Source organism: Paenibacillus sp. 01T442, assembly GCF_056398345.1.
This window is the reverse complement of sequence record NZ_JBFTPF010000035.1, coordinates 36,112-56,395: the sequence shown is the minus strand read 5'-3', so window position 1 is coordinate 56,395 and position 20,284 is coordinate 36,112. Positions and strand designations below refer to the sequence as shown.

25 protein-coding genes are annotated in these 20,284 nt (G+C 45.5%); 7 read left to right on the top strand and 18 right to left on the bottom strand.

The features are described from left to right. Nucleotide 1: 1 nt before the first annotated feature. From AC1DLM_RS22295 to AC1DLM_RS22275, 5 genes are all read right to left on the bottom strand, one after another. Nucleotides 2–961 (bottom strand): AAA family ATPase, encoded by a 960-nt coding sequence (locus tag AC1DLM_RS22295; protein ID WP_477571234.1) that lies wholly within the window; start codon nucleotides 959–961, stop codon nucleotides 2–4. A 351-nt stretch (nucleotides 962–1,312) separates the two neighbouring features. Then, nucleotides 1,313–1,663, bottom strand: a complete 351-nt coding sequence (spoVAE, locus tag AC1DLM_RS22290; protein ID WP_171635174.1) for a stage V sporulation protein AE — start codon at nucleotides 1,661–1,663, stop codon at nucleotides 1,313–1,315. Then, on the bottom strand, nucleotides 1,660–2,679 hold the full coding sequence (spoVAD, locus tag AC1DLM_RS22285) for a stage V sporulation protein AD (protein WP_477571233.1): 1,020 nt from the start codon (nucleotides 2,677–2,679) through the stop codon (nucleotides 1,660–1,662). The genes spoVAE and spoVAD overlap by 4 nt, the downstream gene beginning before the upstream one ends. Before the next feature lie 4 nt (nucleotides 2,680–2,683). Next, complete coding sequence (gene spoVAC, locus AC1DLM_RS22280) at nucleotides 2,684–3,154, bottom strand: stage V sporulation protein AC (protein ID WP_171635171.1); 471 nt, start codon at nucleotides 3,152–3,154, stop codon at nucleotides 2,684–2,686. Between the two features lie 24 nt (nucleotides 3,155–3,178). Further along, nucleotides 3,179–4,039, bottom strand: a complete 861-nt coding sequence (locus AC1DLM_RS22275) for a DUF421 domain-containing protein (protein ID WP_441990329.1) — start codon at nucleotides 4,037–4,039, stop codon at nucleotides 3,179–3,181. Between the two features lie 192 nt (nucleotides 4,040–4,231). Here AC1DLM_RS22275 and AC1DLM_RS22270 point away from each other — a divergent pair, with 192 nt between their 5' ends. Beyond that, nucleotides 4,232–4,438: a DUF1657 domain-containing protein gene (locus AC1DLM_RS22270; RefSeq protein WP_171635169.1), complete on the top strand. Its 207-nt coding sequence runs from the start codon at nucleotides 4,232–4,234 to the stop codon at nucleotides 4,436–4,438. A 165-nt stretch (nucleotides 4,439–4,603) separates the two neighbouring features. Here AC1DLM_RS22270 and AC1DLM_RS22265 read toward each other — a convergent pair whose 3' ends face one another. The 9 genes from AC1DLM_RS22265 to AC1DLM_RS22225 all read right to left on the bottom strand — a co-directional run bounded on the left by AC1DLM_RS22265 (nucleotide 4,604) and on the right by AC1DLM_RS22225 (nucleotide 11,127). Further along, the gene (locus AC1DLM_RS22265; protein ID WP_056609849.1) at nucleotides 4,604–4,744 is read right to left on the bottom strand and encodes a hypothetical protein; all 141 of its coding nucleotides are present in this window, start codon (nucleotides 4,742–4,744) and stop codon (nucleotides 4,604–4,606) included. 30 nt (nucleotides 4,745–4,774) lie between these two features. After that, entirely contained in the window at nucleotides 4,775–5,533 is a 759-nt protein-coding gene (locus tag AC1DLM_RS22260; RefSeq protein ID WP_477571232.1) for a C1 family peptidase, read from the bottom strand. A gap of 125 nt (nucleotides 5,534–5,658) precedes the next feature. Continuing rightward, on the bottom strand, nucleotides 5,659–6,387 hold the full coding sequence (locus AC1DLM_RS22255) for a DUF6081 family protein (RefSeq protein ID WP_441990331.1): 729 nt from the start codon (nucleotides 6,385–6,387) through the stop codon (nucleotides 5,659–5,661). Nucleotides 6,388–6,417: 30 nt separating this feature from the next. Then, a complete protein-coding gene (locus AC1DLM_RS22250) occupies nucleotides 6,418–7,344 on the bottom strand; it encodes a prenyltransferase (RefSeq protein ID WP_441990332.1) in 927 nt (308 codons plus the stop codon). Nucleotides 7,345–7,517: 173 nt separating this feature from the next. Then, nucleotides 7,518–7,844: an L-rhamnose mutarotase gene (locus AC1DLM_RS22245; RefSeq protein ID WP_171635161.1), complete on the bottom strand. Its 327-nt coding sequence runs from the start codon at nucleotides 7,842–7,844 to the stop codon at nucleotides 7,518–7,520. A 51-nt stretch (nucleotides 7,845–7,895) separates the two neighbouring features. Continuing rightward, on the bottom strand, nucleotides 7,896–8,213 hold the full coding sequence (locus tag AC1DLM_RS22240) for a cupin domain-containing protein (protein WP_056609861.1): 318 nt from the start codon (nucleotides 8,211–8,213) through the stop codon (nucleotides 7,896–7,898). Nucleotides 8,214–8,344: 131 nt separating this feature from the next. Then, entirely contained in the window at nucleotides 8,345–9,850 is a 1,506-nt protein-coding gene (gene melA / locus AC1DLM_RS22235; RefSeq protein ID WP_477571231.1) for an alpha-galactosidase, read from the bottom strand. Nucleotides 9,851–9,957: 107 nt separating this feature from the next. Continuing rightward, nucleotides 9,958–10,869, bottom strand: a complete 912-nt coding sequence (locus tag AC1DLM_RS22230) for an AraC family transcriptional regulator (RefSeq protein ID WP_477571230.1) — start codon at nucleotides 10,867–10,869, stop codon at nucleotides 9,958–9,960. A 93-nt stretch (nucleotides 10,870–10,962) separates the two neighbouring features. Further along, nucleotides 10,963–11,127: a hypothetical protein gene (locus AC1DLM_RS22225; RefSeq protein ID WP_441990335.1), complete on the bottom strand. Its 165-nt coding sequence runs from the start codon at nucleotides 11,125–11,127 to the stop codon at nucleotides 10,963–10,965. A gap of 205 nt (nucleotides 11,128–11,332) precedes the next feature. On the opposite strand from AC1DLM_RS22225, the gene kduI reads away from it, so the two are divergent. Genes kduI through AC1DLM_RS22205 form a run of 4 tightly spaced genes read left to right on the top strand, consistent with a single transcriptional unit; the run spans nucleotide 11,333 to nucleotide 14,602 of the window. After that, a complete protein-coding gene (kduI, locus tag AC1DLM_RS22220; RefSeq protein ID WP_477571229.1) occupies nucleotides 11,333–12,166 on the top strand; it encodes a 5-dehydro-4-deoxy-D-glucuronate isomerase in 834 nt (277 codons plus the stop codon). A gap of 34 nt (nucleotides 12,167–12,200) precedes the next feature. Beyond that, nucleotides 12,201–12,956, top strand: coding sequence for a DeoR/GlpR family DNA-binding transcription regulator (locus AC1DLM_RS22215; RefSeq protein ID WP_171635155.1), 756 nt, complete (start codon nucleotides 12,201–12,203; stop codon nucleotides 12,954–12,956). Between the two features lie 59 nt (nucleotides 12,957–13,015). Next, the gene (gene kduD / locus AC1DLM_RS22210; protein ID WP_276574892.1) at nucleotides 13,016–13,768 is read left to right on the top strand and encodes a 2-dehydro-3-deoxy-D-gluconate 5-dehydrogenase KduD; all 753 of its coding nucleotides are present in this window, start codon (nucleotides 13,016–13,018) and stop codon (nucleotides 13,766–13,768) included. Beyond that, on the top strand, nucleotides 13,769–14,602 hold the full coding sequence (locus AC1DLM_RS22205) for a sugar phosphate isomerase/epimerase family protein (RefSeq protein WP_477571228.1): 834 nt from the start codon (nucleotides 13,769–13,771) through the stop codon (nucleotides 14,600–14,602). Between the two features lie 85 nt (nucleotides 14,603–14,687). Here AC1DLM_RS22205 and AC1DLM_RS22200 read toward each other — a convergent pair whose 3' ends face one another. The 3 genes from AC1DLM_RS22200 to AC1DLM_RS22190 form a co-directional block, all read right to left on the bottom strand. Further along, entirely contained in the window at nucleotides 14,688–15,161 is a 474-nt protein-coding gene (locus AC1DLM_RS22200; protein ID WP_477571227.1) for a GlcG/HbpS family heme-binding protein, read from the bottom strand. Between the two features lie 189 nt (nucleotides 15,162–15,350). Then, a complete protein-coding gene (locus AC1DLM_RS22195) occupies nucleotides 15,351–15,566 on the bottom strand; it encodes a hypothetical protein (RefSeq protein ID WP_171635149.1) in 216 nt (71 codons plus the stop codon). 596 nt (nucleotides 15,567–16,162) lie between these two features. Beyond that, a complete protein-coding gene (locus tag AC1DLM_RS22190) occupies nucleotides 16,163–17,164 on the bottom strand; it encodes an LLM class flavin-dependent oxidoreductase (RefSeq protein ID WP_477571226.1) in 1,002 nt (333 codons plus the stop codon). Between the two features lie 210 nt (nucleotides 17,165–17,374). Here AC1DLM_RS22190 and AC1DLM_RS22185 point away from each other — a divergent pair, with 210 nt between their 5' ends. After that, nucleotides 17,375–17,569, top strand: a complete 195-nt coding sequence (locus AC1DLM_RS22185; protein WP_441990339.1) for a hypothetical protein — start codon at nucleotides 17,375–17,377, stop codon at nucleotides 17,567–17,569. Nucleotides 17,570–17,780: 211 nt separating this feature from the next. On the opposite strand, the gene AC1DLM_RS22180 is transcribed toward AC1DLM_RS22185, so the two are convergent. Beyond that, on the bottom strand, nucleotides 17,781–19,283 hold the full coding sequence (locus AC1DLM_RS22180) for an L-fucose/L-arabinose isomerase family protein (RefSeq protein WP_477571225.1): 1,503 nt from the start codon (nucleotides 19,281–19,283) through the stop codon (nucleotides 17,781–17,783). A gap of 130 nt (nucleotides 19,284–19,413) precedes the next feature. Between AC1DLM_RS22180 and AC1DLM_RS22175 the strand changes: the two genes are divergently transcribed. Next, the gene (locus AC1DLM_RS22175) at nucleotides 19,414–20,280 is read left to right on the top strand and encodes a helix-turn-helix domain-containing protein (RefSeq protein WP_477571224.1); all 867 of its coding nucleotides are present in this window, start codon (nucleotides 19,414–19,416) and stop codon (nucleotides 20,278–20,280) included. The last annotated feature ends 4 nt before the right edge of the window (nucleotides 20,281–20,284 follow it).

Sequence of the window (20,284 nt, the reverse complement as noted above, 5' to 3'; positions counted from 1 at the left end):
CTCACTTCTCCAATCTAACCGGAACCCGTACTTGCTCAAAAATCGTCGCGAGTACAGAGGCAATGCTGACACCATCCATACGTGCTTCCATTTGAAGGATCATACGGTGACCCAGTACAAAAGGAGCTAAATATTTAATATCATCTGGGATGACATAATCGCGACCATGTAAGAAGGCATAGGCTTTGGAGGCTAATACCAACGAGAGCGTAGCCCTTGGGCTCGCACCGAGGAATACCGCGTGATGTTCCCGCGTTTTTCTCGAGATGGTAACTAAGTAATCAGCCACTGCTTCATCCAAATGCACCTGGCGAACCTGCTCTTGAATTTCAAGAACTTGTTTCGTATCCACAATCGCATGCAGCGCTTCCATCGGATGTACCTTGCTTTGGGAAGCTATCATCATTTTCTCGGCAGCTTCACTCGGGTAGCCTAAGCTCAACTTGATCATAAATCGATCTAATTGTGCCTCTGGCAATGTATACGTTCCCTCAAAATCAATTGGATTCTGAGTTGCTAGCATAAGGAACGGGGATKGGAGTTCATGCAAATCACCATCAACCGTAATATGTTGTTCTTCCATCGCTTCCAAAAGAGCTGATTGTGTTTTGGTTGTCGCACGGTTAATCTCATCAACAAGTAAAATATTGGTCATAATCGGCCCCGGTCGGAAAAGAAACTCCTCTTTTTTGGGGTGATATATAGATACGCCAGTAATATCCGTTGGCAATAAGTCCGGGTTACATTGAATACGGCGAAATTGACCATTAATAGATTTCGCCAGCGCTTTAATAAGTACAGTTTTACCTGTCCCTGGAACATCCTCAAGCAGAACATGACCACCTGCCAACATCGCAGTAAGCAACAATTCAATTTCGGCACTTTTGCCAAGAATACATGATTCTAAATTTGCTTTTAGCCTAGCTAGTACTTCTACATGATGCTGGGTGGCAGTTTCCATGTGTTGATCCTCCTTAGAGTTTTGCTTGCAAATCTTGCTTCGAAAGCATTACTGAGTTTTTGTCGAAGCTTGTATGCGTAAACATCGCTTTATTGTACGAACCTGCTTCATCTTCTGTTTTGCTCAGAAAACAAACAAAATGTACGTAAATCTAGTTTACAGGAAAGTTTTTCTTCCGTATACTTGTAAATCCTCTAAAGTTATTTGTTAAAATTAACCACATAAATGAGCCATGGTTGAATTCCCAAAACAATTCCAAAAGCCCTCCACCGCGGCTCCATATATAAATGTAAAAAAGACGCCTCTCGGCGTCTTCCATCACTTCATGTTTAGCTTCCGTATCTACCTGCTTCAACCCTTCGGTTTCACAAACAAGGCAGCTAAAAAGGAGAAGATGATCGCGGCGGATATCCCCGCACTAGTCACCTTGAAAATACCTGTAATAATGCCTATATAGCCATCCTTATGCAACTCCTCCAGAGCACCATGAACAAGCGCGTTCCCGAAGCTCGTGATCGGCACCGTTGCACCGGCGCCAGCAAAGGCAATCAACGGTTCATATAAATTGCAGCCATCGGCAATGGCACCGAGCACAACCAACGTGCTCATGGTGTGGGCTGGTGTTAATTTGCCAACGTCCATCAATAGTTGTCCCAGAACACAGATGGCCCCTCCAACAACAAATGCCCAAAAAAAGCTCATACGTATAAACCTCCAGACTCTATGGAAACAGCATGTGCGATACAGGGAATACTTTCACCTTGCTKGAATGAAATCGGTGAAAGCAAGGCTCCTGTTGCGACAACGAGGATTCGTTTCAATTCTCCTTTTGCCATGCGCTTTAATAAGTGCCCATAGGTAACCGTAGCAGAGCAACCGCAACCACTCCCACCTGCTTGAACGGTTTGTGTTTCTCGATCAAAGATCATTAATCCACAATCACTATAGGTCGTCTGTTCGATTGGGAAATGATGCTTGTGAAAGAGCTCACGCGCAATGCTAATCCCCACCGATGCAAGGTCCCCCGTCACGATAAGATCGTAATAGGAGGGGTCGCGATTCAATTCGCGGCAATGTGTTTGGATCGTATCTACAGCGGCAGGTGCCATGGCAGCGCCCATATTAAACGGATCCGTGATCCCCATATCCACGACTCGTCCGATCGTAGCCGCGGTGACGACAGGGCCGTCACCAGTCTTCCCAAGCACGGCCACCCCAGCACCAGTGACGGTGTACTGCGCCGTCGGCGGCTTCTGAGATCCATATTMCGTTGGATAACGGAATTGCTTCTCCGCCGTGCAGTTATGGCTGCACGTGCCAGCCAGGACATAGTTGGCTGCGCCAGAGTCTACTAATTGGGCGGCTAGCGCCAGCCCTTCCATCGATGTGGAGCAAGCACCGAATATCCCTAGATAAGGGATATTTAGTGTCCGCGCAGCGAACGTGTTGGAGATGATCTGATTCATCAGATCTCCCCCAATATAGAACTGGATTTGGCCGCCGGTCAGGCCGGCTTTCTTCATTGCAAGCTGAGCAGCCTCCTCCAGCAACGCTTTCTCAGCTTTTTCCCACGTTTTTTGACCAACAGTCAAATCACCGTGGACGATATCAAAATCTTCATTGAGCGGTCCCTTTCCTTCATCAGGACCTACAACTGTGCCTGTTGAAAGAATGACAGGCCGATTCTCGAAAAGCCAACTTTGGTGTCCCTTAAGCATCTCGTCAGCCCCCCGTGAAGATCAGATGTGCAATGCCTACAAAAAAGGCCGCTACAGTTCCGAAAACAATAACTGAACCAGCTAATTTAAACATATTACCGCCAACACCGAGCACAAGTCCTTCAGCACGATGCTCAATGGCTGCGGAACAAAGTGAGTTCGCAAAACCAGTGACGGGGACAGAGCTGCCGCCACCTGCCCACTGTGCGATTTTGTCGTAAATACCAAAGCTTGTTAAAATAACCGAGATAATAATCATGACAGCAACGGTCGGATTGCCGGCAGTCTTCTCTGTAAAACCAAAATAATTAATGAACATATGCATAAAGCATTCACCAATCAAGCAGATTGTCCCACCCACCAGAAAGGCTCTGCCGCAATTTTTTAGTACAGGTCTTTTGGGTTCTTGCTGCTTAGCTAATTTCTGATACTCTTGTTGTGTCATCGTTAAGTTTTTCTTCTTGTTGTTAGGCATGACTTACTCCTATTCCCTCAAAACCTAAGCTCTGAGAATCGTATGTACCTGCTGGATAATTTGAGTTAACTGCATGGAACATGTTTCATACATCATCTTAGCCTCAGAATTCTGCGTCGTTAACGAGTACAACTCCAGATCTGCTTCACATTTCTTCAAGCACGCAAGTACGGCAGGGCGTTCGGTAGTTGCCGGCACGACTATCTTGTCATCAAAAAGGTCAACCGATAATTCACCATGTGTATCGACTTGTCCAAGAAATACATTTTCTTTCGCCACACCCATTTTTTCAAGCTCTGATTGCAGCCAGCCTCTACTTTTCCCAGCCGCAGCTAATGGTTCATTTTGAATAACTCCGTCCATCATAACGGCTTGAGTTGGTTTCTCTATGGGCAGCTTTAGCCCTATATGCTTTGGGGTTAGCGGTTGGTGCTCACTCTTCAAAAGAATACTCAAATCACCACTGGATTCCAACATCGCGAATTCCACATCCGCCACCCGAAATACACCTTTTGTACGCAACTGTTCGAGTAATTCATCACCTGTATAGCGTTCCTTCTTTAAATTATCTTCTAGAATCTTGCCATCCTTAATAAGAACTCTGCCATTGCCTTCGAACCATACTCGAAGGGTCTTGCTTTTTAACGTCAATATTTCCAGCACTAATGGCACAAGCACCCATATTAGAATCGCAATAACACCATGAAAATAATTTGCTTCGACGTCAGTCGAAATGTTCCCAGCCAGATCCCCAAGTGTTATGCCAATCACGTATTCAAAGAAAGTCAGCTGTGAAATTTGTTTTTTACCTAGAATCCGTGTCAATACAAACAGAAACATCAAGGTACTTAATGCTCGAATCGCAATAAGTAGCCATTCCGGCACATCATTCCTCCCCTTTCTTCAACCTTCAATACCTACATTATGTGTCATTTGCCCCCTAACTATTATTGCTCTAAATTGGATTTATTTGTTAACATGAGTTGCTAATAATACGGGCATATTAACAACCGCAAACCTGAGCAGATGGCATACAGCTGTTCTATTGCAAGATCACAAAAGAGGAGTGTTTACGATATGACAGTAGCATCAGACGTTAAAACCACCTTAGCATCTTTAAAAAGTGCCCAAGCCAGTCTTGAAACCTTCGCCCTAAGCACACAAAATCAAGAGGCCAAGCAATTATATGAGACTGCGGCCCAGTCGACCCAGCAAATCGTTGATCAAGTTGCCAATCGCGTCCAACAGTTAGAAAATGAAGAGCCGCAATATAAAGGCTTTTAATCGCCAAACAGCCGTTGCGAAGAAAACGCAGCGGCTGTTTATTCTTTTTTAAAAAAACAAACTAAAAAATAGGATTAGCAATACAAATAAAATGAGAATGAGCAGTTTCAGTCGGTCCTTTGGCATGAGTGCCGTCCCTCGTTTCATTGAAATTCCTTCCGATACTCATTGCGGCGGCTGTCCTGAGGCTTTCCTCACTTCATTCGCTAATCGATTAAATTCCTTCTGTGCTTCCGGATCTGAGGTCGCGAAATAGGCTGCTGATAAGAAAGCAATAATCTTGTTCGCATCTTCCACACTCATCATCAAAATAGGCCTCCTCTAAATAAGACAAATTTATTTACCAGTCCAATAATCAAAGGTCAGTGATTTATTTCTGAAAAAAGTATAAGGAATGTAGCAATACCCTGCGTCTCCCCATGCGGTTCCCCATGAGTTTCGTGCAATAATGACACCCTTCCMTTTTTCCTTACCATCCTTATAGCCAACCGCAAGCAATGCATGACCGCCAAGAAGACTTTCCTTTTTCCGATTGGGATACGGGATTTTCCCTGTTTTGGAAGCTGTCTTATTCTCAAATGAGGCATATATCCAAATTCCAAATACAACAGGTGAGCCATCCGCGAGCGCAGCCTTCATCCCTGCTAAATCATGAATGCGATGATAGCCTTCAATACGATAATACCTAGCAAGAGACTCCGCTTGATAATTCGGTGTTTCTTTAAAATTTGCAGTCTGATATGGCCATACTTCCTCTGGACATACGCCTGTTTTGTGCAACACTTTCATTCCGTCACGGATCGTCGCCCMTGCATCGCGATTTACCGTATTTTCTAACTCGCGTTCATGCCAGTAATGATACAGACGAGATAGCCTTGTTGTGTTCTGTTCTTCGGTTAGCAGCCAATACTCTCGCAATCCACTTACAATGGCATTAGAGGTACATGAGCCTAAAGAACCTTGGTTAACAATCGGAGAGAGTTTGCTGCGTAAATCGATTTGACCCGGCAATTGAGATTCCCGAATATAATTAACACTTCTGTATGTGAAATCACGAAAATCGCGAGGGTCCTGCTTGACTGTATATTTCCGCATACCTGTACCTCCTAAGAAGCCTAATCGCTGAGTACTCCAGTGTATTCACCCATAGGCAGGAGCGTGCAAAAAAGAGCCCGACTTCAGAAACGAAGTTCGAGCTCTTTCATGTATGCTTTGCTTTCTTATTCCGTTATTGTAACTGTTACAGGCGACCACTCACCGATAATCGTCTGTCCATGCAAAGAGACACTGCCTTGTGGTGTCAAATCCTTCTCCGTCATCATGCCTAGGGCAACTGTGAAGCGATTGAATTTGATCGGTACATGCTTCTCACGTCGCACTTCCACACCATTCACATAGAAAATGACTTCGTCATTGCCGCGGTGATACGTAATTTTGTACGTATTGAATTCACGGGGTTGGAAATTCGTTTCCTCTTTGAAAATACAGAAGAAGCGCGTTTTGTCCGTCTCAGGAACTTGTACACCAGGGAATGGAAGAACGGCATATACACTTGCATATTTATCGTTGCCAGCAAAGAAATCCAGTGCAGCGCCTGTCGTAAAATCAAGCAAATTCAAAGAGACGAAGCCATCATATAAATCGTTCGGCTCAGTGTTCTGCGTACGAGCACGGATTTGAAGCTCAAAAGAAATTTCTCCTTCTTCGGGCACTTCAACATCTTGAGCCGAATAGTACATATGCTTTGCGTTATCTAGAAATTGTACATAGTCATTTTTGCGGCTAAGCGGCGCACGTGCATATAGAATGCCATTTCGAACAATAATCGTTGCATTCGGCTCTCTGAATTCCCAGAAGGACCCATCTGGCATCGGGAACCCACCTATTTTCCAAACTTCGCCTTCAGATAAGATGGTATGAAAATCACCTATTGTAAATTGTTTGCTCATCGCTTATGACCTCACTTTGTTGTAATATTCTCATTGCAAAATAGCTTGAACGACCAAAGCCAGCATCATGATCAAGCCGCCTCTGGTTGTTGCTTTTAAGGAAGCACCCATTAATGGCAAATAGGCTGGAGAAGGATTCTCAGACTTCAAATTACCATATACCCGATAAAATGGAACAGCTGTCACTAAAGCAAGCAGGGCATAGTAAGGAAAAACGTCCATAACCACGCACAATATCAAAGCCAAATAAGAGAGTACGAATAAACATTTGGAGAATATGAGTGCTTTTTTCTCGCCCCAGACAACAACTAGCGTTCGCTTACCCGCACTTTGATCTGATTTCCAATGAAGGAAATGATGGTTAAACAGAATTAATGTCGTCAATAAGCCGATCGGCAAAGCTAGTAATATCGGTCGATAATCAACCTGCATAGTCTGCACATAATAACTGCCTAAAGTTGGTAGAATGCCAAATGAAAGCAAAATAGCAATCTCGCTATATCCTTTGCCGCGATAACCAAATTTAATAGGCGGTGCCACATAGAAATAGGCAATCAAAGCACCTAAACCTCCGAAAACAAGTACGAGCCAGCCGCTGCTTATGCTTAAAATAAGACCACAAATAAGAGCAACAGCAAATAATGACCATGTCAGAAAACTAAACGTTCGCTCTGTTATGGTGCCATTGGCTAGAAAACCTGAATTGGTCGAAATTGTTGAAGCTGTTTCCTTAGCTGCTGTATCAATGCCATTACGGAAATCCCATAAGTCATTAATCATATTCGAGAATAAGTGCGCAGCAATTGACCCAATAAAGGTTAGCACAAATAAGATAGGATGAAATGTATCGTTCCATACGATTGCTCCTAATCCACCCAAAACGACAGGAATAACCATGACTGGAATAACCCGAAATCGTGATGCTTTTAATAATAAACTTAAGTTGAGGTTATTCATTTCTCACGTCCCTTTCAACAAAAACTGCTCTGCTATTCATACTATCCCAATCCTAGTAGTACTTCAAGTAGGTTTCAATTCCCCTAAAACCACGGTATGCCATCTCTGTCAATAGTCGGAAAATGAGAAAAGGATGCTAGAATACTCTCTAGTCATCCTTCTTCCATAACAACTTATTTCAGATAGAAAACCTCGCGCATCGGGGTAATCGGAACGGCTTCACGGAAATCGAAGGAGCCTACAACCATTTTGGACGTAATGGCATTCCAACGATTACATGCATCACTCTCTGCCAGATAGGCGAAAGCAGCATCTATATCATCGCACAAGAATACATAGAAAAATTGTGCACCATTTTGAAAAATGGAGTAATCTCGGAATCCTGCTTTACTATGTTCCTCCATAATCTCTGGCCATGGCGCTAAGTGCATCGCCACATATTCCTCAAGATCTTCTTCGCGAATCGTCCATGTCCAAGCAAATTTACCGCTATTTTGCATAAGGATCAACCCTTCCTTTTTCTTATATGGTAGAGTTGCAGAAGCAACCGGTTATCTTTTTACCAAATCTTCGCGAATCGGTGTAAATACATCTAAAAGTGCAGAGTCTTCCAATGCGGTAACACCATGCTTAGCTCCACTAGGTATATAAACCGTTTGGCCCTGTTCAATAACAGTAACGACGCCATCGATTGTGAATTCGATTTTACCCTTCAAGCAATACGACATTTGTTCGTGAACATGGCTGTGCTGATAGCCGATAGCCCCAGGTTCAAAGTGAACCTCCATCATCATTAAACCTACTTCAGCTTTCAAAATACAGCGAGTTACGCCTGGTTCTGCCGCTTCCCATACGCCAATATTAGACATCTGACTTTCCCCTTTCATTATAAACCGCTTCCATCCTGAAATGAAAAAGAAGGACCGCAAGCGGCCCTTCACTTACTCACTAATTATATCCGATAAGCACCCAAATGAACATACTTGAAAATAAATGAACCTTACGCTGAAGTCGTCGCGCGATCCTTCCCTTTGTCAGCTTCCCCTGCGTTCTTGTTGGCGGCTTCACGATCCTGCTGCATATCAGCGACCGTTTTCACTTTCACACGAGCAGCCCCTTCATAGTCACGCGTCGGAATGAGGTTCCCTGATGCAAGACGCTGTTTGGCTTCAGCGATCGCGGCACTATATTGCGGCAGCCATGCCTCTTGTTCGACTAACATCTCATCAACCATTTGCCAAATTTCCTTTGGATTGCATACGGCTCCAACAAGAGGATCCATCATAAAGGCTTGACGCAGCAGTTTATCATCCCCATGCACAGCCGCCTCTACAGCTAAGCGCTGGACCGAAATGCTGACATTACATACCGCCGCTGGCCCCAATGGCAGATCACCAACATGCGGCATCGAGATCCCATTGCGATCGACGTAGCCTGGCGCTTCAATAATCGCGTCATCCGGTAAATTCGAGATCACACCTTGATTGACCAAGTTAAAATGACCACGATAGACGCGACCTGTTTCTAGGCCCTCGATAATGTAAKAACCATGCTCTTCGCTGCGCTTCTCGCTGGCATAGACAAATGCGGGATCCTTCATCCAGTTCGGGAAATCCGTTTCAAACCAACGTCGTCCCTCCGTACACACACGTAAGTATCCACCTGTTTCACCATTAATCCAAGACCCCATATCAATCCAATCTTGAATTTCACTTGCCCGTTTCCGATACCAAGGAACATACTCACTCAAATGTCCATTGGACTCMGTGCTATAGTAGCCAAAGCGGCGCAGCATATCAATACGAACCTTCTCTGTTCGTGCATACTCGGCGTGATTTTCAAATGCTTCTAATAAGCCTGCTGTCAAATCCTTCCCCTCATGGGAAGCTTGAATATACCAGGTTTGATGATTAATGCCAGCGCAAATAATGTCCACGTCTTTCTTATCCAACCCGTAAACATCTGCGATTTGATGATGGCCATGCTGTACTCCGTGACACAGGCCTATCGTTCGTACACCACCGTATTTATTACAAGCCCAAGTCAGCATAGCCATCGGGTTCGCGTAATTCAACAATGTAGCATCTGTGGCAGCGACCTCGCGAATATCTTGGCAAATGCGCAGCATTTCAGAAATACCACGTTGACCGTACATGATGCCCCCCGCACACAATGTGTCACCAACGCATTGATCCACACCATATTTCAAAGGAATATCCACGTCTGTTGCAAAAGCCTCTAGACCGCCAACACGTATCGTGCAAAGCACATATTTGGCACCTTCTAATGCTTCCCTGCGATCTGTCGTCGCTTGGATTTGAATCGATAAGCCATTCTCGTGGATATCACGTTGGCATAGCTCCGTCACCATCTCTAAATTGTGTGGATTAATGTCTGTAAAAGCCACTTGAATATTGTGAAATTCGGGTACAGCTAGTAAATCTCGAAGTAGTCCACGTGTGAATCCAATACTGCCTGCGCCAATGAATGCTACCTTAAATGCCATATATATCGCCCTCTCTAACACTTCGTTTATGTTTCACATTGTACCAAGCCAAAGAGAGAAAACGTTATCAAATTTCTAACTACTTCTGTTTCTATTTGTCAAAAATCCTAACCTCCTTCTGGATACATATGTTTATGCGTGTTCATCGATTTACGATAATCCGTAGGCGTTAATTGCGTGTGCACCTTGAATAGCATATGGAAATATTGACGGCTGCCCACCCCGATATAATCCGAAATATCCGCAATTGGAATATCCGTTTCAAGCAGCAGCATTTGTGCTTTTTCCATTCTGATTTCCGTTAAATAGGCCATTAAGGTCTGTCCTGTCACTGCTTTGAATATGCGTTGTAAGTAGCCTGGATGTAAATTCACAGCCCCTGCTATTTCTTTCACTTGAATCTCGCGATCGTAATTTTGATGCATATAATCCATGCTTATCTTCACATACCATTCGCTTTGTGCCAAACTACTGCTCGCGGATTCACGCCGTAAACGAGCAATTCGGATCAGCAGTTGAGCAAACAACAGTTGAATCATAGACTCACTCTTGTCAGCTGGCTTGTCTAGCTCCAGCACCAAACTTTTCATCACATGATACACTTCATCTGGGTCACGCAGCACTAAATAAGCGGTCTGAACTTCTAATAAAGAGTTCAGTTGTTTCTCTTCCGCGGCAAGCTGTTGTAAAGACGGCATTACGCCCTGTTGCGGTGTAAAACGAAATTCCACATTGAGCATCCGACACGGCTCATCATCTTCAACAATAAGTCGATGAGCGATATTGGCATTAAGAAGAATGAATTCCCCTTTTTTTAGTCTAACTCGTTCCGTTTTTGTTGGGGAAACCTGTATCTCTATATCACAAAAGCCATGTATGGTATACATGATCTCAGTCGCATCATGTCGGTGAAAGGGCATATGAAATCCTTGCCATTGTTTAAAATAATAAGCAACCACCTGTGGATGACATGGTTKATTCGGTAACAAAACAGGAAATAATCTTGTCGATTGTGGCATCGGGGGCTCCTTTCCATCGGATCATAAGGTCATTGTACTCCCCTGCCTTCAAAAAGAAAATCCCTTCCAATGGAAGGGATTCAACGGCATCTTTTAGTCTCGATCTGTGTAATCCTCATCCGAAAATGGATGAGTTAAATTATCCATAATTTCTGCAACGGCATCACTTAACATATCTGTCGGTGTTGTATCTTCTTCTTCTGGCAGTGTTGGAATTGTATCATTGCAAACGTGATCGAAATAATGACTTTTGTCCATTACATGTGCCTCCTAAATTGTACATTCATGATTAACGTCGCTCGTTTGCTTGTTTTGTACACTTTCTGCTCACTTTATTCACAACTTCCATAATTTCCACAAATCGCACACAAGATCTCCTTGCCTAAATGGTTGATATGAAGTAAATTAAACCTATATGAACGTATATCAACACAAATAAACCAACTCAAGGAGAGATTAATCCATGGATATCCGCTATGCATCCMACCCGAATGAAGTTAAACAATTTGATACTGAACGTTTACAAGCTGAATTTCAAATTCAATCCTTATTTACAGAAAACCAAGTGACATTAGTTTACTCACACGTTGATCGTTTTATTATCGGTGGTGTTTTGCCTACAACTGAAACGCTTAAATTAGAAGCTGACACGAAAGAAATGGCTGCTGATTACTTCTTAGAGCGCCGCGAAATCGGTATTATCAACGTTGGTGCTAGAGGAACAATCACTGTCGATGGCACAGCGTACACAATGGATTCCAAAGACTGCATTTACATCGGTCTTGGCTCCAAAGAAATTTCCTTCGCAAGCGATGATGCAGCGAACCCAGCGAAGTTCTACTTCAACTCCACACCAGCGCACCGGGCGTACCCGACTGTAAAAGTAGCGATTAGCGAAGCGACACCTGCTCACCTAGGCAGCATCAACACTTCCAATGAGCGTACGATTTATAAATACATCCACTTGGATGGCATTCAAAGCTGTCAACTTGTTATGGGTATGACATTATTGAAGCCAGGCAACATGTGGAATACAATGCCGACTCATACGCACAACCGTCGTTCCGAGGTTTATTTCTATTTTGACATGCCAGAAGATGCAGTTGTCTTCCACATGATGGGTGAGCCGCAACAAACTCGTCACGTTGTTATGCGCAATGAGCAAGCTGTCATCTCACCTAGCTGGTCCATTCACAGTGGCGTTGGCACGAACAACTACACATTCATTTGGGGTATGGCTGGCGAAAATCAAATGTTCAACGATATGGACGCAGTTGCTATGCAAGATTTGAAATAATCGGTACTCCCATTAGAAGAACGGATGAATCCCGATGAATCCATTACGTAGATATGAAACGATCATGGAAGTTTTACTCGCTCAGAAAGAAGTCACCGTGAATGAGCTGAGTGAACGTCTGCAAGTAACAGGAAAAACCATTCGCGAAGATTTAGCCAAGCTGGAAGAAAAGGGGCTGCTTATCCGCATTCATGGCGGTGCTATGCTAGCTCAAAGTGATCAGTTAGGCATTCTCTCTGCGAAAGAACCGAATATTAAGCATGCGGACAAAAAATCGGAGATTGCCTCTCTCGCACTCCGATACATCCAACCTCGCGATATTATCGCATTGGATGGTGGCTCGACAACGCTTGAAATTGCTAGGCGGCTGGATAATCAGCCGCTTACCGTTGTCACTAACGATTTATATATCATCTCCGAGCTTGTCCATAAGGATGAAATTCGGCTAGTTGTGCCCGGCGGTTATCGTCTGCGCAACATGCTTGCCGGCCCAGAAGCCGTAGACTATGTGCGAGGCCTCAACATACAGAAATCGTTCATTTCTGCTACTGGGGTGCATCTGCAGCATGGCTTTACGATTTACACCAATGATCTAGTTGAGTATAAACGTGCCTTAATCAGCTCCAGCGCAACCGTCTATGGGGTTATCGATCATTTCAAGTTCGGACAATGTGCGTTGCGAACTTTCGCTTCCCTTTCTGAAGTGGCTATGATTTTAACCGATAGCGGGTTATCAGAAGAAACGGCCCAGCAGTTCCGTGATACAGGCATCCAGATTGAAACTCTTTAAGCGGAACAACTACATCAACCGTGAAACCAATAATTACTTATTTTGAAAAGGAGTACGTCATGACACTTTTTAATCTATCGGGAAAAACAGCATTCGTTACAGGCGCTTCAGGCGGCCTAGGCCAAGCTATGGCGATCGGACTTGCAGAAGCAGGCGCGAACGTTATCGCGGTTTCCTCTTCTGAAAGCGTACAGACTGTTGAAGCGATCCGCGCATTAGGCGGCAAAGCAGAGCTTATCGCTGCAGATCTAAGCAATGAAGACATCCTTGAGGATGTTGTTGCTAGAGCGATTGGCATTTACGGCAGCATCGATATCCTTGTAAATAACGCGGGTATTATCCGTCGTACTCCAGCTGTTGACCACGCACGTCAAGATTGGCACGATGTGATTGATCTGAACTTGAACTCGGCATTCTTCTTATGCCAGCTGATTGGTCGTCACATGATCGAACGCGGCAGCGGTAAAATCGTGAATATTGCTTCCATGCTGACGTATCAAGGTGGAATTAACGTGCCAGGGTACACAGCAAGTAAGCATGCGATTGCAGGTGTAACGAAAGCATTAGCGAACGAATGGGCTGGCAAAGGCATTCAAATTAATGCCATTGCTCCGGGCTATATGACGACGAATAACACAGCTCCGATTCTCAAAGATGAGAAACGTACAGCTTCTATCACGGAGCGTATTCCAGCAGGTCGTTGGGGTTCACCTGAAGATTTGAAAGGTCCTGTTGTGTTCTTGTCTTCGGGTGCTTCCGATTATATGAACGGACACGTACTATGCGTGGACGGCGGATGGATGGCCAGATAGATGGGTATCGGGACACTCGCTCATACCGTCGGCCATCTGCCCTTGAAGGAATTGACCGCGAAGTTAAGCGGACGAAGCATCGACTTCGTTCAGTTAGCACTTAGTAAAGCGATTAGCGATTATGATTTAAGTCTCGGGAAATTAAGCCCAGCTCTCGCCAATCATATTGGCGAGCAATTTCATCGCGCAGGCGTGCGGATTGGCGTGCTCGGATGTTATATCAATCCCGTGCATCCCGATCCACAGCAGCGCCGTTATGAGATCGATAGATTCAAAGAGCATTTGCGATACGCCCGTGATTTCGGAACGTCCATCGTGGCTACTGAAACAGGTGATCTAACAACGTATCTTGCGGAGGATGCTAACGGGTATGAGGCCAAAGGATGGTCCATCTTGAAGCAAACGGTTGAGGAATTAGCAGAAGAAGCCGAGCGTTGGGGTGTTCATATCGGATTAGAGCCGGTTGTCACACATACTTTGTCCAGCACAGAGAAAATGGCTCAAATCTTAGCCGAAGTGCCTTCCAGCACGTTAGGTGTTGTTTTTGATCCGGTTAATCTCATATCGCCGACTGTGGTTGAGCCACGGGATCAAGATGCTTTCTTGGATCATGCCTTCGCAACTTTTGGCAGCCGAATTGTGCTCACTCATTTGAAAGATTATGTTGTGAATCATGGTAAAAAGAACGAAATTGAGTCAGGTAAAGGCATATTCGAGACATCCTCCTTTTTAGCAAAACTTCACACGTATAAGCCTGGTGTCGACATTTCGTTAGAGCGGCTCCAAGATCATACGATTGAAGAAACGTTCTCGTACGTTAGAAGCTTGCTGTAGTTAATCGACCCCCGACTTCTCTCCATGGAGAGGTGTTGGGGGTTTCTTATTATAAGAGTTACTTATTGCGCGGTCGCTCCTCTTCTCACTTTTTAATATCTGCATCGGTAAGCACTTCGAATTGATCACCTAGGTGCTGCTGCAGTGCCTTCAAGGTCGCCACACCAACGGCAATATCCTCCTCGCCAGCTCCTCCACTCACGCCAACCCMGCCAATGACTTGACCGTTAACCACGATAGGAAATCCGCCTACGAAAATCGCAAACTTCCCCGGCATCATGGCATGAATGCCAAACGCTTCCCCATGGATCGTTGCTGGCCCGCCAGGCTGATTAAACAAGTGTGTAGAACGTCTATGCCCACTTGCCGTAAAAGCTTTCGCCATTGCCAGCTCAKGGCTCGTGTTGCGTGCCCCGTTCATTCGCTCTAAGGCCAACAAATAACCGCCTTCGTCGACGATACAAATCGTTTCTGCCGCTTGAGCTTTCTCCGCAGCTTGAATACCCGCAGCAATCATCACCTTCGCTTCCTCGATTTCTAGCTTCAACACGGATCTCATGATGCATGGCCTCCTTCGTCAAACCTTATCCGCTTGGTACATAACCATCTCCACCTTCGGCACTTTTTCCATTTATATGAGGATTTAGGCGGAAAAAGTCACATGAGTGACTAGCTAACGAGAATTTTGGCATAAAAAAGAGCCTTCACCATCTCCATTAATGGAGACTAGATAGGCTGTTCGCGATTGTTACTTATTCGGCTGTTGCGCGCGTGCTGGTCGGGTCGGACGTTCCACCCAGTTCTCACGGCTCATGCGCTTCACTTGATTAATCGGATTCGAGAGATCGATCACTTCTGCTTTAAAAGGCTGCTCTGCTGCAAGCTTCTCTTTGTAGCTTGTCCCAGGTGCTGGACCGCCTCCACCATTCCGTTTTCCCTTGTTCCATACGCGATTCTTACTCATGCCACCACTCCACCGTTTTTTGTTTAAGTGTAATGGCAGTTACCAAAAAACGCAAATATAGGTTTCATAATAGAGCAAGCTGTCTGTGGGAGGACGGTAGGGAAATGGGAAAAAGATCGCATAATAACGCGGCGCACGTACCTCCAACCACTTACTGAGACTACTATACCCGCACAACCTGCCTCACTTCCTACCTCCAACCATACTCTCTCCCTACTATAACCCCACTCATTACCTCCAACCACTCTCCCCCGCAAAATAAATGGAAAACATGTAGCTAATTCCTCTCGAAATCGCGGATTCTTGAGAATAACTGGAAAACATACAGCTAATTTGCTCAGTGTGACCGAAATCAAACCAAAATCGCTGAAATTAGCTACATGAAATCCAGTTATTTCTCATTTTCAAGCAAATTCGGTGAAATTAGATGTACTTTTTCCAGTTAATGGCGTGGCGGGAGCCGGGATGACGTGAATGACAAGGGGCTTGATGTTTGACAAACGGTGTGCCGCTAGACAAAGAGAGCTCCGTTCGGATAGAGAGTATTGTTTACAGGTGAAGCGTTGATCGACAAGAGGCCTGCTGGCCCCTTATCTCTACAAATCGAACGCTTTCGCCAGAAGGCGATATGAATGCAATCGCGCTTCGATGTTATGAATCGGCGAAACGACCATGATTTCATCCGCCTGATACGCTTCATTCAACTTCAAAATCTCTTCCTTCACTTGCTTAGGCGTACCAACAATTCGTCTATGACGACCATTGCGAATCATCGCATAGTCATTCTCCGTATACGGGTAATTGAGCGCCGTATTCACGGATGGGAATGACGGTAGCAGCATGCCGCGGCCTAAAGACAAGAAGAACAAATCTGTGCTAAGCGCCAGTTGATTCGCTTCTTCTTCCGTATCTGCACAGATAACCAACACGGCTGCTAAGGAATGAGGCTTTTCATTCAGGATCGATGGTGTGAACTGCTCGCGATAAATGCGCAGCGCCTGCTCACAATCGGCGTTCCCAAAAAATTGCGCAAAGCCGAAAGCCGCCCCTTGATCAGCAGCAATTCTTGCGCTGTCATAGGAAGAGCCGAGCAGCCAAATCTCTGGTGCCGTCGAGATTATTGGCGACGCTTGCAGCGCGGCGAACCTATGGCCCGCTGGAAGTGAATCATATAAATAACCCGTCAAATCAGCGATTTGCTGCGGGTATTGGTCAACACCTGTATATTTGCCCTCTTGCAGCGCACGCGTGGATATTGGCATGCCGCCTGGTGCACGGCCAAGCCCAACATCGATACGCCCCGGATGGAGAGCCTCTAACAAGCGGAAGTTTTCAGCAACTTTATATGCGCTATAATGCGGCATCATGATGCCTCCAGAGCCTAGTCGGATGCGCTCTGTTTTGGCTGCCAAATGCGCGATCAGAACCTCTGGACTTGAATGCGCCAAGGCTTGTGAAGCATGATGCTCCGACACCCAGAATCGGCTGTAGCCAATACGATCAGCTTCTTGTGCGAGTTCAGTCGTCTCGGCCAACGTCTGCGCGGCATTACGACCTTCTCCAATTTGCGATTGATCCAAAATACTTAATTTTAACACTTGAAATCACCTCCACTTAACTGTAACATAAAAAAGAACAGAATAGCAAAAAACACGTATGACTACCTATTATCCTCTCCAATTCACGAATTTAATGTGAAATTCACATGAACATTCATAAACTGACAGAATCTCTTATTTTACACCTCTACCAAACTTATCCATAAGATGGTATTTTATTATATACATCCTAGCGAAGGAGCGATTGCCATGAAAACTATTTACGAGAATTATAGAGGTTTCAAAATTAACAAAGATGATAGCACTTATAACGCTATACACGCGGATCGCATTATTTTTACGCAATCTCCGTTAAGTCAGGTTCTTGATTCCATCGATCATTACATTGATGTGACAGGAATTTCTGATTCATCCGAAGATCTATCTTCCTTACCGCAAAATTAATCAAGCACTTCCACGAATGTGGATATACGAATGAATTGGAGCACCCACTGTCATCTGGTTGAAATGAGAAGGAATGCCGCGGCAGAGGTACGGAGTTAAGTACGTGGATACAAAAAACGCAACTGTCCTTTACGGACTGTTGCGTTTTCTATTTGGTGGTTGTAGTAAGTCGGTTTCATCGACTAACTCCACTCTCATGCTATCGTATCAGCTACAAAATCACATGCTTCACATTCATCAGCTCCGCCACTTTCTGAAACTGGGACGCATTGTGCCCAATGGACATCGCGCAGTGATGCGTTGGCGCTTCTGCAAACCAGCGCGACATGTACGCATCCGGGTGCTCACGGAACTTCACCGGCGTCTGTGTGTTGCCGATCTTCATGATCGGCCCGTTCGTCGACTCGCCTTCGCTGGAGATCAGCTTCAGCCGCCCGTCCCCCGTCTGCGTCACATTCAGCGTCGTGATCGCKCCTGTCTTCACCTTGGCTTCGACGGACACGCCCGTGCCCTGCTTGCCGTGATAAAGCCCCATGCCTCGTAAAATCGGCTTTCCTTCGGAAATCGCGATGTGGAACGGCCCGTCATGGCCAAGCAGAATCGTCTCGTCGATATAATCCACGACGACGATTTCCGAGAAGGAGCCGCCGACGCCGAGAATATCGCTGATTTTCATCGCGACAGCTGTCTTCAGGTCTCCTTCGCCAGAACAAGGAATGCCACGCGCTGTTAGCAGCGAGTGACCAACAATGAAGCCGCCTTGCAGCTTCTCGTATCCACCACCAGGCGCGCCATGGTAATAGTACGACAAGGCGTCTAAATCATAGGCGCGCACAAGCTTCTCTTGCGCGGCAGCTACCCGACAAGACCACTCCAGCTGCTCTTCCGTTGGCTTTTTCGCAATCGGATCCGAAGGGGAGTCTCCGCTGATTTGGAACATGTCATACAGTTCATCCAGCTTCTGTTTCACATCCTGTGCCGTCACTTCTCGCAACATGCGGTCCAGATCACACATTTCAAGCACTTCTACATGCAGACCTGTCTGCGCAGAAATCATCGTAAAATCACTATACATATCTAGCATCCCGCTATAGGTATTGCCTAAGAAACCGAAGCGGCTATGCTGCAAGGTCCTAGGTACTCCTGCTGCTCGTACCCACTCTTCAATTTCTTTCCACGCACGCACTGCTTCACGGCGCTCATGCGTCACTTCATTCGTCAATGAGATGGCTGGCGTATAATCGAGCCCCAGCGTGCCATTTACAACTCGGAATGGGATGCCCGCTCGATTGAACACATTGGCGAACTCTGGCACAGGACAAGCTCCGCAATGCGCCAACCATTCCCCTGTCGTCGACTGTTCATAATTAAGTCTCGCCGTCGGCTGCAAATTGAGGAAGACAACAGGTGATTTACAAATTTGATGCACCGGTAGCACGGTAGAACTTGTGGAGTAGGTTGCTGCATGGCAGAATACAAGATCCACTTGCCGCTCGTTCAGCCACTCACCGGCCTTCCGCCCTTCCCCTTCCGTATCAACGAGGCCATAGTAATATACGTCTCCCCATGCGGACATTTTTCGTTCAATAAAACGTCCATATTCTTCTAATCGTTCCTTTAAACCAGGAAACTGCTCCCAATATGCTCGGAGTCCCACGGAGTACAACCCAATTCGCGGCTTGATGCTTGGCTTAATTGCTGGGTAAATTGACATTGAAGCATCTCCATTCATCCATAAATAATAGCTTTATAAACTTATTGTAATGGCTTACAATCAAGATATCATCCAAGGATCTTGGTTTAAAATAATAGAATCTTGCTGTAATATCGGAGGCGTTTCTCTTATGAAAGAAAATTTCACTACCGCATGGTCGGAAGACTCGATTCGTTTCATCTCAAGTCCTTCCACGTTCGCCAAAGCGAACCTGTGTTATGTACAAGAAATCGGTCACTTCCTTACACTCCCAGGTTATTTCACAGAACGGGAAGGTCTTGACTCMTATTTGATTGCATACATTTTGCGAGGTAGAGGACAGTTGACTTATCGGGATAATAGTTATTCTTTAGGAGCTCATCAGTTATTTTTCATCCATTGTGATACCCATCATCACTACGCGACCCACCCCCAGGAGCCGCTCGAGCTTCTATGGGTACATTTTCACGGGAGTGCTTCGTCAGCCTATTATGAGCAGTACGCAGCGTCACACGAGCCAGTTTTGCAGCAAAACAACGAATCACCCGTTTCCACGCTATTGCGCCAGACACTGCAGATCCAACAACAAAGAAATGCTGGAACAGAGTTCCTCACATCAAAGTTGCTAGTTGAGCTGTTGACGGAGATCGTCCTCTCTGCAAAGCAAATAGGCTTATCCGAATCGGACAAGCCTGATTACATTGATGCGATATGTCAAACCCTGACATCCAGATTTACGGAATCCATCTCCTTAGACGAGCTCGCTCGAGAACATGCCGTTAGCAAGTACCACATGGCCAAACGGTTTAAGCAATATACAGGCTTCTCGCCACACGAATACTTGATTAGCATCCGAATGACACATGCCAAGGAACGATTGAAATACTCCGACATGCCTGTATCAGAAATAGCTGTCACCCTCGGCATTGACAACGTCAGCCACTTCATCAATTTGTTCAAAGACCGTACCGGCGACACGCCTCTAGTCTATCGCAAGAAATGGCAGCGGCCACGGTAATACG